This window comes from Chloroflexota bacterium (assembly GCA_011322445.1).
In the GTDB taxonomy this organism is placed as follows: Bacteria; Chloroflexota; Anaerolineae; order Anaerolineales; family DRMV01; genus DRMV01.
Genome location: DRMV01000016.1, coordinates 1 through 14,922, shown reverse-complemented (window position 1 = coordinate 14,922; position 14,922 = coordinate 1). Strand labels below are relative to the sequence as shown.

Here is a 14,922-nt window from a genome sequence, read left to right as displayed (position 1 = left end):
GTTTGCCTTTCCGTGAGTGTTTGCAGGAGTGGCCCCACATTTTGCTTTACGCGTATTTTTTTGTGGGTGCGGTATTGGCAATCTCATTGCTCATTGAGTGAGAAGATTTCGCAAGGTTGTCAGGAGACGAGCAAGATGGTCACGGGCAAGGGTTTACTCAAAGCGGTGAAAGCAGTGATCGCCGCCCCGTTCAAGGCGCTGGTGTGGTTGTGGTTTTCTCTCATGCGGGTGGTGCTATATGCTGGGCTGGTCGCAGTCCTGTTCGCCGCGGTGGTGATGGGGCACGGCCTCTGGCACATGAGCCACCCCCTGGACAACCCGAAATTCAAGGGGTTGACCTACTGGCAATTGCTGGAATGGGAGAAGATGGTCACCGACCGGCAGGCCGTTGCCTGGAACCGCGCGCATCCTAACAGAAACCCTACGGATTGGCAAACTTGCGTGGGAGTGGATGGGGGGATAGATGTTTTTGTCCTTTACCCTCGTGCTGCCTTAGCGAATCTTCCCGTACTTTTTCACAATCCCACGATTTTTTTCCAAACCGTAGATAAAACTTGGGAAGGTTGGCCTATATCTGGGTTTTCTCCTTACGGCAATAATCCAAATGATCCGTGCATTTTTGGGTATATCCCCACTCCTGAACAATTGGAGCAGTACAAACTCGAATATCAGGCCTGGAAGGCGCAGCAGGAAGCAGCCTCCCAGGCAGGAAAGTAACGTCGGAGGATTTCTCGATGGAACTCGAAATCACCACTACTGCTTTGAAAAAAGCCGTCAAGGTGGTTGTAGTCGTTGCCCTACTGGTTGCCCTGTACTTCGCAGGCAAATGGGCGTGGCCGCAGATAAGCGGTTTGCTGCCCAGCGATCGTGCGGTGACGCCTACGCCCGCCCCTGACCTTGCAATGCAAGCCGCCGTCCAGGGGGCGGAGGCATACTACACCCTGGACGCCCAAAAAGGCGAAAAGGCTTGGGTGGAAAAAATGTGCACCATCGTGAGCGCGGACGACTGCCTGCTGTACCGCCAGATGTTCGGGCCGGAAATCGGCGCGCTGTTTGCGCTGCACCCTAACTTGAAGAACACGGCCACGGTGACCAAAGCCGAGTTAGTGGACGAGCAAACGAACAATAAGGGCAACGTTGGACGCGTCTATCGGGTATGGGTGCGATTGAGCAACCCTTGGCCAGAAGCCGCTGAGTACGGTAATCCCACGGTGGTCTATGCTCATGTCGTCCGCGGCGATGATGGACAATGGCAGTTCGTGCGTATTCTGTTCGACCAGGAAGCGAAATACTACGAGGCTACACCTGCACCTACAGCACAGCCGTGAGGCGGAAGGGGCGGGCGGCTAAACCGCCCGCCCGTACTTTTGCGGCGGCGTTTCACGCCGCCAGCAGGGAAGGGGGAGAAAAAACAGAAAAAACACTTGACAAATTCCCCAGTCATGCTCTAAAATCATTTCTGAAAGGCGTGTCCCGTGGGAGAACCGCGTCAATTTGGCGCTTCCCAAATGGGAAGCGCCTTTTTTGTTTAATTTTTGGCTGTTCAGGAGGTGTTTCGATGCGGAGGCTTGGTAATTGGCTAACAGCCTTGCTGCTTCTGGCAAACGTGTTGCTTCCTGCTCGACTGGCGTTTGCCGACGGGGATGCGCCCCAAAATGGCGATACGGGCGCGGCCAGTGGTGTGTGGAGTGAGGTCTTTCAACCTGATGGGAAACTACGAACCGACCTTCAGGACATGGGCGTGGTGAAGCAAGATGTGGATTGGATGCCCAAAATTCCCCTGGTTGGGAAGATCAAAGCCGAATACCACGTCTACGTTACGTCCAGTGGTGACACTGTGGTGATGCCCACCGCCACGACCTTGTTTTTCATGGCGGCCAATGCTGACAAATCAGGCTTCGATGAGGCCAGTGCCTACGTGATGAACGGGGTGGGTTCGCAGATTCGAACCGCGGGGATGGTGACGTCTAACCCCAAACAGGCGTTTGCTCAAATGGCACAAGCGCTGGGACTTTGGGATGATGTCAAGGACAAGTACACCAGTCCTGACGAGTTTGCTGATGCCGTAATATCGGGCAAGGAAACGTGGTCGTGGGGCTTGTTGGGGGACATCAAGAATATTCTCTCAACACTTTTGAAAAACTCTAAAAACGACAAAGCGCTTTATACGGCTTTCCTGGTTTACACCCCTGACAGTTGCCAGTTTGCGCCTGGGGGCTGCCCGCCGGAGGCGCTGGCGGCGGTTGCAACGCCGCCGCCCCCGCCGCCTTCGGAGTGCGCGCCGGCGAAAGTCCACCGGGGGCGCATTTCGGGTACCGGCCATGTGGTCGCGCCGAATTATCCGCTGGTGGTGGGACAAGACCCCAAGAAGCGCGGGGCTGATTTGGAGTTTACGCTCACCATCGAGCCCACGATTTACACCTGGTTTGAGGCAGTACACCGCAGCGCCTGCCGGTACGTGCCCGGCGGCACGGGACAAGGGTGCCCTTACAACCTGTCCCACGACGCCAACACGGTGAACAACCCATACTACCAGGTTTATACCTGGACGGACTGTGTGCGCCACACGGTGACGCTGCCGGAAAGCGCCAACTGGGTCAAGGCCACGGCGACGCTTTCTCAGGAATCCCGTGAATGGATTACTCGCGGCTCGCTGGGCATCCGTTATCCCGGCGCTTATCTTCATCACCCCGATTGGTGGTGGTTCAACCCGCCCCAGGCCCAGAAGGGTGTGAGCGGGTACACCTACTACTGGCGTTTTCTCGTCAAACGGGTCCAGGTGGCCGACCCTGGCACATACAACCTCATCCTGGACGGCTATACCAGCGGTACGGCCGTGTCCTCCGGGCGGCCTTTCCACATGCAAGTGGGGACGTTCCAGGTGGCCGTGTTCACTTCCACGCTGCACCGGTGAGGGATGATGCAGACGATTTTGTTGCCTTTCGTGTGGGTGCTCAACGGTGCGCTGGTGACGCTCTACGTCATCGTCGCACATTTGCCAGCCCTTGCCGCAGCGGGGGCCGCCGCGTATATGGGCACGACCGCGCCCGCAGAACAGCGCCGCCATGCCTGGGCTGCCGCGGCGCTGGCTTCCGCCGGCGCGCTGGTGTCCGACGCCCTGCTCGCGTTGATGGTCGTGGCAATGGCCGCGCTGGGGGCAGTGGCCGTGCGGGTGGAGAAGTACAACCCTTACACCCTTGCATGGCGCACCATCGGCGGGTTGGGACTGTACGGGATGATGTTGTTAGGCTTCGCCCTCTACAATGCCTTCGGCGGTTTCCCCGCTGAGGTGGGAGCGTCTTACCTGGACGCTATCATCCGCATTGCCGTCTACGCGTACCCGCTGGGCTTCCTCGCCATGATTGCCCAGGCGTTGTGGGTACACCCGCCCATGCCCGGCGGGAGACCCGAAGACCTGGTGACCACCGTGCGCACACGAGGCAAGCAGGAGTAGCAGCATGGAGCAAATCGCCTTGACTTTTGCTTTGGCCGCCTTGGGTGGTGGCGCTTCGGCCCTCCACGGGAGACCGGCGAAAGGTATCTTGTGGGCGGTGCTTTTGGCCGTGGGCTTTTTGGGCGGAAGTTTTTTGTTGCCTGCTTTTGCCCGCTGTTGGCTCTGGTTGGGACTGATTGCCCTTGCATGGGGCAAGGAAAAAATGCCCTGAGAGGAAAGTGCCATGAACCAATCCAGGCAACACCTTCCCCGCTGGCTCAACCGACAAGAACAAGACGCTTTGCTGCAAGTCGTTGAAAAGGATTTGCGCTTGCTGTACCCCGTTTTTACCAAACGGCAAATAACGCGGCGCAGGAACGCGGCCATCGTGATTTTCTTGCTTCACACGGGCTTACGCGTGAGCGAATTGCTCAACCTGCGTTTGGGCGATTTGAAAGCCGAAGAATGGAGTGTGCGGGCAGGCAAAGGGCGCAAAGCGCGCACGATACCCTTGAATGCTGCGTCCCGCAAGGCGCTGGCGGCATGGCTTCAGGTCAGGCCAGACAACCCGACAGATTTTGTGTTTGTAACAGTGGAACGCCCGCACCATGCCCCTCTTTCCCTTCGGGGAGTGGAGCAATTCGTCGCTCGTTATGGGCGTTTGGCAGGGCTGCCGCGCCTTGTTACCCCTACTATGCTGCGGCACACTTTCGCCAAGAACCTGGCTGATACAGGGGCGCCAGTGGAGAGCATCGCGGCGCTGTTGGGGCGAAGCGTCGAGGACGTACGTGTCTATGTTCCCCTTGCTCCCACCGACCTGCGACAAGCCGTGGAGGCCCTCGCGAAGACCGAAAACGGGAACCCTGTGCCTTAAGGCCTGAGTATAGGGGTAGTTGGCCTTAAAGGCCCAAAGGAGCAACGCTATGCTGGACATCCTGGACAACGGCATCGTGACGAAAGACGGGCAGGTCAGGTATCTGTGGTTCGAACTGGACTACAACGGGCGGCGCTTCTTCCGCGCCGTGGCGCTGGCGGAACTCACGGCGCTGCCCATTACTGCGCGAGAGGACTACGACTTGCTGGACAAGCAGGCCGCAGCCGTGCGCGGCCTCTATGACGCCAAAGTGGATTTTCTCTACCTTGCCCTGGGCATCTTTCACCCGCGGCACATCGGCGTCGTGCAAATGTACGGCGCAGCAGGGGAAGGGCAGGACGCCCAGAGCGCAGGGGCAGAGGCGGAAGCCCGCCTCGCTTCGGTGCAGGCTATCCTCGCGAACTACCCCCAGTCTCAAACCAGACCGCCAAAGCGGGAATGGGTGGCCTGGTATGTGGACTTCGTAACCAATCAGGATACCCGCTTGCTGGCTATCCTGGGCTACCCTGACCCGCGCAAGACCCGCAGGGGTATCTCCCGCGATGGCGAACTGCCCAACCCCACAGGCGACGACATGGCTACCGAGCAGAACGAAATCCTGTTCCGCGGCCTGACGAAGGTCAGGGAGGATTTCGTCTTCCAGGTGGCCTCGCACCGCATTTCACGGGAACGCCTGACCCGTGACTTGATGCAGGTTGCCCGCCTGGCCTCCATCGTTGCCTCGCGGCAGCGGGGCAACCTGGGTATGGGTTTCAGTATGTCGCTGCCTATCATGGCCGCAGTAAGTCAGGGCGTCAGCGCCGGAAAAGGCGCAGGGCACACGGACGGGCGCGGCGTCACGGACGGCGCGCAGCATTCGTGGGGCAGGGGACACGCAGACCAGGTTTCCCACACCGACAGCGTGAGCGACACGGTGGGAGGAAGCCGCTCGGTGAGCGTCACGCGCGGCACGGGGGAGAATTGGCAGCAGTCTGTTACCAAGACGCACACCGAAACCAACATGGCAGGCCAGACCCATTCCGAAACCGTGGGGGGCGGCGCCAATGTCCAGTTGGACGTGAGCGCCATTGTGGCTGGGGCCAAGGGCGGTTTCCATGCCGAGAGATCGGCAACGGACGGTTGGAACGTCAGCCACGCGGTTAGCGACGGTACGGCGATGACACAAGGACACGGCACGTCGCAGCAAACCGCCGTCACCATCACCAACACCGCCTCGCGCAGCCATACCGAGGGCAGCGCGAACACACGCGGCGCTACCGACAGCGTGCAGGAGGGGTGGGGGCAAACGCATCAGGAAGCGCGCACGTGGTCGGATGTCCGTAACCTGACGGCAGGGCAAATGGCAGGCTTCAGTATGAGCACAGGGCTAATGCCTGGCGTCAATATCAGCCGTTCATGGCAGGCTGAAGACGATGTTGCCATCCGCACCACGGAGGTGCTGCGCCAGTTGGAGGGTATCGTCAATCAGGCCAGCCATGAGGGGGGCTTCATGACGACTGCCCTCATCCTCACGGCTTCCGAGCGCGGCGCACGGGCAGCGCAAGCCCTGACGCCCCAGGCGTATCACGGGCCGAAAATTCCCACGCCCGTGCTGACCGTTGCGCCTGACCCGCAGGACGCCGAGGCGCTGCGCAATCACGCCGTAGCGCTGATGCCGTGGATCGCGCCTGAAGAAAGCAAACAAGACCCCTTCGCGGGCAGCCTGTGGACGAAATACGCCACCATGCTGCCTCCCGAACGCGTGGCCGCGTTCACCACGCCGGGGATTTTCGAGGAGGGTACGCTGGTGGCCGCCGTACCCCCGCTGCCCACCGGTTTGTCGTTCTACCCCGACATGGACGGGGAGGTGGTGCTGGGTCACCAGTTTTCGCCCGAAACGGGCGACCTGACCACCGCGCCCGTCAAACTGAGCAAGTCCCGCTTCTTCCACACCCTCTTCGTGGGGGATACCGGCTGGGGTAAATCCGTAGCCGCCGAGCGGATGGTGTACGAGGTCACGAAGCACTGGAAAGTCCGTTCCGTGGTGCTGGACTTCGGTGCAGGCTGGCGCAAACTGCTCAACGCGCCTGGTATGGCGGGGCATGTCACTGTGTACCAGTTGTGGCCGGAAGCCGCCAACCCGTTGCGCTGGAACCCCTTGCAAATCGGCAAGGGCATCCCGCCGTCCATCCAGTTAGACGCCTTCACGGACATCTTCACTGGCGTACAGAAACTTGGCGAGCGCCGCCAGAAAAAGGTGTTACGCAAGGCGCTGCGTGCGGTGTACCTGCAAACGGGGGTGCTGGTCAACGACCGCGAGGTGCGGCAAGACCCGAAGTGGGGCAAGGTGCAGCCCGACGAGGCCGACCTGGTGGGCTTTCCCCCAGGCACACCATTGGGCGACGTGCCGCAACTCACACGCAACCTCATCGCCTGGCATCGCAGCCGCCGCAGCGATTTGAGCGAACTCTACGCCTACCTGGAACGGGAACTTCAGGAAGTGGCGTATCAGCGCCGGTCGGATTTCCTGGTCAATATCTACGAGGGTATCCTGGAACGCTTGCGCCACCTGGTCGAGGGCAACGCCGCCGAGATGTTCGGCGCGGGCAGCGACACGCTGGACGTGGGCGACCTGGCCGCGCCGTGGGGGATTGCCGTGGTCGAGGGCGGCATGTTTGCTTCCGAGGAACTCAAAGCCTTTATTCTGGCCTGGCTGGGCTGGCATCTTTACATGGACATGGCCTGGTACCGGGCAACCCAGGGCAAGGCCAAGAACATGCTCTTTCTGGTCTTCGAGGAGGCCAACAAAATCCTGGGCGGGATTGCGGGGCCTCCCGACGAGGAAGCCACGCACATTCGCATCTTTTCGGATTTCGCGGTGGACAGCCGCAAGCATGGCGTGCGCATGGCGTTCTGCACCCAGGCGCCGCACCTGTTGGGCGACGCCATCATCTCGTCGTGCAACAACTGGGTGGTGGGTTTCATCAAGAACCCGAAAGACAAGGAACTGGCGCTGGAAGCCTTTGCCCGTTCCAGCAAGGGCTTCCGCGATGAGACCTGGCGCAATTTCCTTTCGTACCAGCGCATCGGGCAGGTGATGGGGCGTTTCCCGTACAGCATGGACAGGCTCGACCAGGCTCCCATTGTCTTCCAACCCCTGATACTGGACGTCCCCGAACCCTCGGATGCCGAAATCGCCGCAGCGATGAACCGTACTTTCGGAGGTAACGCGTGACGAGCAAGCAAATCAGCACCATTGCACTTGTACTTGTCCTGGCTGTGATCATTCTGACGCTGGCCGCTGTGCTGCCCGCGAAAAGCGGCGGTGGGGGTGCAGGCGGAAGCGGCGGGCGTCTGGCGACATGGACGCCTTCGCCTTCCCCCACGACTGGCTGGTGGGGGGCGCTGCCGTCGCCGCAGCCGTTCACGACCCCAACGCCCACCCCCGCGCCTACGCAGGAGAGCAACCGATGAGCGAGAAGACAACGACACGCCCTGACGAATGGCTGCGCGCCGCGCGGCAATGGCTGCGCCGCCCGGTCTCCGTGGCGCTGATTTTGGAAATCGACCGGAAAACCCGTGAGGTTGTTTCGTGGCAAACCGGCACGTTGGAAGACGTGGCCGCTATCGTCGAAGGTCTGGAAGAAATCTTTACTCCTCAGGAGGACTGACCCCATGAAAGGCAAGAACCTTGTTGCAATCGTTGTAGCCGTGTTGGTGTTCCTGGGCGCTCTGGCAGCATTGCGCCCCGCGCCCCAGGCTTCCGTGGTGGTGGCTGCCCGTGATTTGCAGCCCGGCCACGTCCTGACCGCCAACGACCTGAAAGTGGTTTCCATGCCCCAGGCCAACGTCCCCAAAGACGCCTTCACCAGCATCGATGAAGTGGTGGGGCAAACGGTGGCCGTGGCCCGCACTGCGGGCGACATTGTGCGCCAGGCGCACCTGGGGCAACCGGTGAAACTGGCTCCCGATGAGCGGGAAATCGCCCTGCACGTCGTGGACGCGTCGGGCCTGGGCGGCACGTTGGGTATTGGCGACAAGGTGGGGGTGGTCGCCGTGGTGCAAAGCAATGATGCCGAATTGCAGGGCACGTTCAGCAAAGCCGTCATCGAAGGGTTGCGCGTGACCTACATTGACCCTGACTTCGTCGCCCGTGACCCGCAAGAGGTCGAGGCCATGCCCACCGACACGGGAACGGGGCTGCCGATGGCCGCCTATCGTGAGCGGGCGCACGAGGGCGTGATTGGGGTGGCCGTTCCCACGAAATTGCAGGCTGTGTTGTATGACTTCGCCGACCCCAACACGCCCAAAGTGACCCGCCGCGTCAACGCGCTGGAACTGCTGGCTGCGCTTTCCAGTGCAGGCAACGCCACGCTGTACCTGTACCGGATGCCTGGCGACGCCCAGCCGTTCACGTCCCCTGGCCTGTGGCTGCCTGACCTGATGGTCTTCCCCGCGACGGCTACCCCGACGCCCACACCCGAAGGGTGGAAGCCTGGGATGCCGACGCCTACCCCCGCGCCCACCTCGCGGCCGTAAGGAGGGTTTTCTATGGGCTGGAACATTGGTAACGGCAACGGCGGCCAGCAGGATGCCGTCACGGTCTTGCTGGCTGGCTCGCCGGAACGCACGCATGTCTGGTACACGGCGCTTGCCGCCGATAGCCGTTTTCGTGTGGTGAGTTACGCCACCGAACCCCAGGACGTCAAGGTGAAACTGGCGTCCAACCCCGAAGTCGTCTTGCTGGAAGCCGCGCTTTACCCCGGCCCCGACAGTCTTATTCAGGCGTTGGCGGGCGTCAGCGCGGCGGTGTATGTCTTCCTGCCCCCGCAGGTTGACCAGGCTACGGTGGAACAAGTCCAGCAGCAACCGGCGGTGAAAGCCGCGTTCCGCGGCGACGCCAACCTGGTGGAACTGGCAGGGCGGATGTATGCGGACGCCCTGGCGCTGCGCCGTCAGGCTCCCGCTGCGCCCCAGATGTGGGGCGGCGGGCGCGCGGGCGGAGGCGCCGCGGTGGCAGGGCTGCGTATCGTCACCGTCTGGAACCGCTGCGGCGGGGCCGGGCGTTCCACGATTGCCGAGGCGCTGGCGCTGGCTGCGGCGCGCAAGGGCTTGCGCTCCCTGCTGATTGGCCTGGGCGCGCCCGACGTCGTGCCCCTGCATTTGGGGCTGAAGCCCGAACCGAACTTCACCGCCTGGATGCAAAACCCCACCGCGGAAGGGCTGCAAGCCGCCTTGCAGCAGGTGGGGGATTTGGACGTCCTGGCAGGCTTCCCCGACGTGCTGGCCGAAGCGCGGGCAGCGTCTTTGCCCAAAGACGACCCCGCTTCGGTGCAAACGCTGGTGACCACCGCGGCATACGCTAACTACGCCGCGATTGTCCTGGACGCCCCCACGGGCGGCGTTGCCCCCTTCGCCATCGCTGCATCCAACACGCTGATACTGGTCTCGCGGGCAACCCTGGCCGACGCTTGGGCGTCGGTGGAAGCCTACCGCACCGTGGTGCAGCGCGCCGCTGGGCAGCACCGCATTGGCGCGGGCAACGTGGTGGTAGTGCTCAACCAGCGGGAAGGCGGGCAACTGACCCCCGACGAATGGCATCAGGCCGCCGACAGCGCGGCGAAGAATTTGGGGCTGTCGGGCTTCCCGCCGGTGGCCGCTGTGCTGCCGTATGTGCCAGAGGTGCCGTTGGCGCAAGACCAGGGGCGCTCACCCCTGGACGCCTCGGACGCCTTTGCCCGTCCCTTGCACAAACTGACCGACATGCTCTTTGGAGGTGAACGGCAAGCGGGCCGGCGCGAGGGCAAAGCCATCAAACTGGGCTTCATCAAAATCCGAAAGGGGTGACCGATGACGAACGCGTGGGATGCCGTGGTACAGACTTTCCCCCCGGAAGCGCAGGGGGAGGTCGTGGAACAGGCCGCCGCCATCATCGGCAACCTGTCCCTCGACGAGGTGAGAGACCGCACCACGCTGCTGGCGCGCGCCCAAAACGCCGTGCGTACCGTGCTGACGCAGCGCGGGTGGTCGGCTGCGCCTGACCTGGTTCACGCAATGGCGCAACAGGTGGCCGCACGCATCGGCGGGCTGGGCTTCCTCGACCCGTGGCTAAAGCCCGGCGAGGTGTCCGAGGTCGCCATCACGCCCTACGGCCAGTTGTGGGTGCTCCGCAAGGGTGCGCCCGACTTTGAACTGGTGCAAGACAACCTTGACCTCGAACAGACCTGGCGGGCTGTGGACGCTCTGCTCGCTCCCCTGGGACGGGCGGTGAACGAGGCCAACCCCAGCGTGGACGCGGGCCTGCCGCGTTCCGAAACCCTGCCCGGTGGGGCGCGTATCAAGGTGCTGCACCCCGTCATTGCGCCGGGGAAGGGCTACCCCAGCGTCAATATCCGCCTGTACGAACCGCGCCCCGTGCCGCCTTCGCTGTTAGTGTCCTGGAGGGTCGCTCCCGAGGCGGTCATTCAGGGATTGGTCGAGGCGGTCGGGCGCGGACTGCGGGTGCTGGTCATCGGCGGTACGGCCACGGGTAAGACCACGTTGCTGGCCGCCCTCGCCAACGGCATCCCGAAGACCAAGCGGGTGGTCAAGATTGAAGACCCGGAGGAGATTTGGTTAGACCATCCGCACGTCGTCACCATTCAGGCGCGCCCGTCGCCCCCTGGCTCCGACGTTCCTGCCTATACCCTCGCCGATGGGGTGGACGACGCGATGCGGATGTCCCCCAAGTGGCTCATCGTGGGCGAAATCCGCACCGGCGACGCGGCGCTGGCGCTGTTTCGCGCCCAGATGAGCGACCACCCCGGCCTGTCTACCTTCCACGCCGAAGGGCCGAAAGAGGCCGTCCACCGCATGGGCGTCATCATGTTCACCGACCGCGGCGTGCGTTTCGAGGCGGCCAAGTCCATGTTCGCCCAGGCCATCGACCTGGTGGTACAGGTGGGGTGGGCGGACGACGAAGAAGGGCAGCGCCGTCGCCGTATCATCGGCGTGTGGGAGGTCGCCCAGCGGGAACTCTCCGGCGGTAATGTGAAATTCCGCAGGCTCTATACCAACGGCGACGCGGCGCTGGAAGCAATCTCCGTGACGAGGACGGTGGCATGATGGACAACCAAACCGTGATGAACCTGCTCTATCAGGCGCGCCCCTTCCTGGTGGGCGGGGCGCTGGCCTGGCTGGTTTACCTTGCCGTGAACTGGCTCGCCCGCAAGGCCATGAAGCCAGCCCAAAAGCGCCTCGAAGCGTTCACGGGAGGCGTGCAGGCCGTCGACGTGGCCTTTGGCTCCAAAGACCACCGCGTGCGGGTGGCTTTTTCCCGCGTCGGCCTGAACGTGGCTGGCTGGGAAGGTCTTGCCGTGTGGCTGGGGCGCGGCGTAGCCGCTGCCGCGCTTGTGCTCGCGCTGCGGATGTTTGGCCTGTCGTGGCTGGTGAGCGCGTCGGGGCTGGCCGCCGGCGCGCTGTTCTTCGACGGCTGGGTCGCCGAACAGTGGCGCACCATGCAGAACCAGATTGAAGACGAAATCCCCATGTTCCTGGTGCGGATGAACGCAGTGGTCAAGACCACGCCCAATATCACCGTGGCGCTGGAAGAGGTGTCGAAAAGCCTCTCGCCCAAAAAGCCGTTGCGGAGGTGGGTGGACAACCTCGCCCGCAACCTGCAACAACACGGGCGCAAGGCGTTGACCGATGCGCTGGATGAGGCCATCGCCCTTTCGCCCGCGCTCGGTACGGTCGTGGTGCTGCTGGAACGGCTGGCCGAAACGGGCGGCGTGGGCTTTGCCGACGCTTTCGCCCAGGCCGCCGACAACCTGGGCGACGTCCTGGACGCGCGGGTCATGGCGCGGTCGAAGGGCGCAAGCGCCCAGGGCACGTTGTACATCCTGGCAGGCGTGGCGCTGCTGATGATGGTCAGCATGACCCAGGGCGGCTATGCCCATTCTCTCGGTATTCAAATCGTCTTTGCTGTGCTTGTCGTGTGGATGACGGCAGGGCTCATCGTGGTGAAGAAAATGCTTCAGGAGGCGGTCTGATGGCTGCGGCAGGAGAGGTAAGGAGCATTTTGGCGCTGGGCGCGGCGTTGGTGTCTTCTGTGCTGGTATTCATCGCCCTGCGCGGGTGGCGCATCGAGCGGGCGTCCACCCGCAGGCTGGGCGATTACGCCGCCGGGCAGCAAGGCGGCGCGCTGGACAGGTTAGGCGAAAGCATCCTCGACCGTTGGGGCGTGTCACTGGGCGCACTCCGCCTGCAGTACCGTTGGGCGCGCCTGGGCGGTTATTACCAGAACGAAAGCCTGGCAGGCATCGTGGGCAAGGCGGTGGCCTATGTGGTCATTGCGGTTGTGTTGTCTTTGATGATGGCCGTGCCGCTTTTGCCCGCGTTGGTGCTGGTGTACGCCGGCGCGCTGCCGCTGGTGACGCTGCGCCAGCGGGCGCGGGAGGTCAAGGCCGAGGTGCGTCGCGGGCTGCCAGAAGTGGCGGCGTTACTGGCTGCCGAGATGAGCGCGGGCGTCGCGCCGGAGAACGCCCTGCGGCGTGTAGCGCAGTTGCCGTTTCTGGTCGGGCGCATTTTCCAGGAAGTCATCGACGAGGCTTCCCGCACCAACCGGGTGCTGTTCTCCCGCGGGGCGACCACCGGCCTGCTGAAAGTCAGGCTGGCCGAGTGGGGGCTGGACGAATTGAGCGCCTTCGGCGCACAAGTGGATTTGGCGGCCACCAAAGGCACGGACGCCCCGCGCCAGATGTTTGCCGTGGCGCAGGGTTTTAGCCGTGAATACCGCGCCAAAATCCAGCGGGAGGCAGAGCAGTTGAGCAATAAACTCATCGCCCCCCTGACGGTCTTTTTCTTTGTGCCCATGCTGGCCGCGGTACTGCTGCCGCTGATGATGGCATTGGGTGCGACGATGGGAGGCGGGTTCTGATGCGCTGGTTGGACTACCTCGGCGCGGCGTTCTCGGCAGCGTTGGCGGCGGTCAATTTGCAATCGCCAACGGTCTTGAGCGCGTTGGTCGCTTTGCAAGCGGCGGCTGCGGGCACGCTCATTCTGGCGCATGGCCGTCCCCACAGGGAAGCGCCCGTTAGGGTGCGGCTGCTGGCCTGGGCAGCGGTTGCCCTGCCGTTGCTTTTCACCGCGCCGAAGGGTTCCCTGTGGACAGAGGGCGTGGCCGCGGCGGGCATGGCGCTGACTTTGTGGGCAATGGTCAGCCTGCGTGAAGCCTTTGGCGTCGCGCCTGCCGACCGCGGTCTGGTGCAGCGCGGCCCCTACCGCTGGGTGAGGCATCCCATGTATGCCGGGGAAAGCCTGACCTGGTTGGGTGTGGTGTCGACGCTCCCTTCCTGGCGCAACCTTGCCTTGCTCGCGTGCCTGCTGGCTATCATGGCTGTACGGGTATGGTGGGAAGAACGCCTGATTGCCGGGTATGCAGCCTATCGCAACGAAACCCCCTGGCGTTTCGTGCCGGGTGTATTTTGAGAGATGAACGCATGAGAAAGATCATCCTTGGTTTGGCGCTAATAGGGACGCTTTTTGCCGCCTCGGTGGGTGTGGCTCGAACCGTACTTGCTGACTATACTGGCCCTAACCGCACGCACACCGAGACCCGTTACCATAACGTGGTGCTAAGCAGCAACACCTCCTATTACATCTGCACCTATATTTACACTTGCGGCGACAACATAGGGAACATCCCTGGCGTGAGATGCAGTTCAGGGGTGTGTCAATCGCTCGCAATTGGGTCTGGGTATTACACGGTGAAACCCGTCACGGTCACAACCACCGACCCTCCGGCCACGGCGGACGCCAGTTTCCAATGCGGCACACCGGGCAACAACGGCTGGTGCCGGGGCGGAGCGAACCTGGTGTTTACGGCCAACGAGCCGGTTTCCGGATATGTCATTTCGGCTATCGAAACCAACCTATGGGGCTACATTTGCCAGCCCAATACTGCTTCCCCGACCTGCACCTATGCCCCCGGCGATGGCACAGGCACGGTGGCATTTTGGGCGGAGAGCACTTACGGGGATAGCAGCACGCAGGCATCGGTGGCCTGGAAAGTGGATACCACCGCGCCGGTACTCACCCCTTCGGTGCCCGCGCCGGACGGTCAGAACGGGTGGTTCGTCACCAGCCCGCAGGTGAGCGCCAGCGGGAGTGACGCGACTTCCGGCCTGGCTTCGGTGCAGTACCAGGTGGACGGCGGAACGTGGCAAAGCGGCGAGACGGTGAATTTGTCAACAGACGGTGTCCATACGGTCGTTTTCAAAGCCGAGGACGTGGCGGGAAATACGACGACTTCACAGCGGGTGACGGTGAAGATAGATACAACCGCGCCGACGCTCACGCCCTCCATGCCTGAGCCAAACGGCGACGATGACTGGTTTGTGACCGCACCGGTGCAGATAGGCGCAAGTGCAGAAGACGCCACAAGCGGGGTGGCTTCGGTAGAGTGCCGAATAGACGGGGGGGCATGGCAGACGCCGCCGGTGAATGTGACTAGCGACGGAGAGCATGTCGTCGAGTGTGAAGCGACGGACAATGCCGGAAACAGCACTTCCTGGCGCAAAACGGTCGAGGTGGACACGACTGCCCCAGCCTTGACCGCTTCTGCGCCGTCGCCTGATGGCAGCGAAGGGTGGTATGT

At 62.6% G+C, this 14,922-nt stretch carries 16 protein-coding genes; all 16 read left to right on the top strand.

Annotated features, from left to right (window positions below; translation table 11 throughout):
• The first annotated feature begins 93 nt into the window (after positions 1–93).
• A complete protein-coding gene (locus ENJ54_02700; GenBank protein HFC08756.1) occupies positions 94–717 on the top strand; it encodes a hypothetical protein in 624 nt (207 codons plus the stop codon).
• A 17-nt stretch (positions 718–734) separates the two neighbouring features.
• Entirely contained in the window at positions 735–1,328 is a 594-nt protein-coding gene (locus tag ENJ54_02695; GenBank protein ID HFC08755.1) for a hypothetical protein, read from the top strand.
• A gap of 230 nt (positions 1,329–1,558) precedes the next feature.
• Complete coding sequence (locus tag ENJ54_02690) at positions 1,559–2,914, top strand: hypothetical protein (protein HFC08754.1); 1,356 nt, start codon at positions 1,559–1,561, stop codon at positions 2,912–2,914.
• Between the two features lie 6 nt (positions 2,915–2,920).
• Positions 2,921–3,454, top strand: a complete 534-nt coding sequence (locus ENJ54_02685; GenBank protein ID HFC08753.1) for a hypothetical protein — start codon at positions 2,921–2,923, stop codon at positions 3,452–3,454.
• Between the two features lie 4 nt (positions 3,455–3,458).
• Positions 3,459–3,665: a hypothetical protein gene (locus ENJ54_02680; GenBank protein HFC08752.1), complete on the top strand. Its 207-nt coding sequence runs from the start codon at positions 3,459–3,461 to the stop codon at positions 3,663–3,665.
• Between the two features lie 12 nt (positions 3,666–3,677).
• Entirely contained in the window at positions 3,678–4,307 is a 630-nt protein-coding gene (locus ENJ54_02675; GenBank protein HFC08751.1) for a hypothetical protein, read from the top strand.
• A 49-nt stretch (positions 4,308–4,356) separates the two neighbouring features.
• Complete coding sequence (locus ENJ54_02670; protein HFC08750.1) at positions 4,357–7,521, top strand: ATP-binding protein; 3,165 nt, start codon at positions 4,357–4,359, stop codon at positions 7,519–7,521.
• A complete protein-coding gene (locus ENJ54_02665) occupies positions 7,518–7,760 on the top strand; it encodes a hypothetical protein (GenBank protein ID HFC08749.1) in 243 nt (80 codons plus the stop codon). Before ENJ54_02670 ends, ENJ54_02665 begins: the two co-directional genes overlap by 4 nt.
• Positions 7,757–7,957 (top strand): hypothetical protein, encoded by a 201-nt coding sequence (locus ENJ54_02660; GenBank protein ID HFC08748.1) that lies wholly within the window; start codon positions 7,757–7,759, stop codon positions 7,955–7,957. The genes ENJ54_02665 and ENJ54_02660 overlap by 4 nt, the downstream gene beginning before the upstream one ends.
• A gap of 4 nt (positions 7,958–7,961) precedes the next feature.
• Positions 7,962–8,825, top strand: coding sequence for a Flp pilus assembly protein CpaB (gene cpaB / locus ENJ54_02655; protein HFC08747.1), 864 nt, complete (start codon positions 7,962–7,964; stop codon positions 8,823–8,825).
• Between the two features lie 12 nt (positions 8,826–8,837).
• Entirely contained in the window at positions 8,838–10,133 is a 1,296-nt protein-coding gene (locus ENJ54_02650) for a ParA family protein (GenBank protein HFC08746.1), read from the top strand.
• Positions 10,134–10,136: 3 nt separating this feature from the next.
• Entirely contained in the window at positions 10,137–11,390 is a 1,254-nt protein-coding gene (locus ENJ54_02645) for a CpaF family protein (GenBank protein ID HFC08745.1), read from the top strand.
• Positions 11,387–12,316, top strand: a complete 930-nt coding sequence (locus tag ENJ54_02640) for a hypothetical protein (GenBank protein HFC08744.1) — start codon at positions 11,387–11,389, stop codon at positions 12,314–12,316. The genes ENJ54_02645 and ENJ54_02640 overlap by 4 nt, the downstream gene beginning before the upstream one ends.
• Positions 12,316–13,203 carry a hypothetical protein gene (locus ENJ54_02635; protein ID HFC08743.1) on the top strand — a complete coding sequence of 296 codons (888 nt, stop codon included), beginning with the start codon at positions 12,316–12,318 and terminating at the stop codon, positions 13,201–13,203. The genes ENJ54_02640 and ENJ54_02635 overlap by 1 nt, the downstream gene beginning before the upstream one ends.
• Positions 13,203–13,754 (top strand): DUF1295 domain-containing protein, encoded by a 552-nt coding sequence (locus ENJ54_02630; GenBank protein ID HFC08742.1) that lies wholly within the window; start codon positions 13,203–13,205, stop codon positions 13,752–13,754. The genes ENJ54_02635 and ENJ54_02630 overlap by 1 nt, the downstream gene beginning before the upstream one ends.
• Positions 13,755–14,032: 278 nt before the next feature.
• Positions 14,033–14,922: hypothetical protein (locus ENJ54_02625; protein ID HFC08741.1), on the top strand; the 890-nt coding region annotated here is incomplete at its 3' end.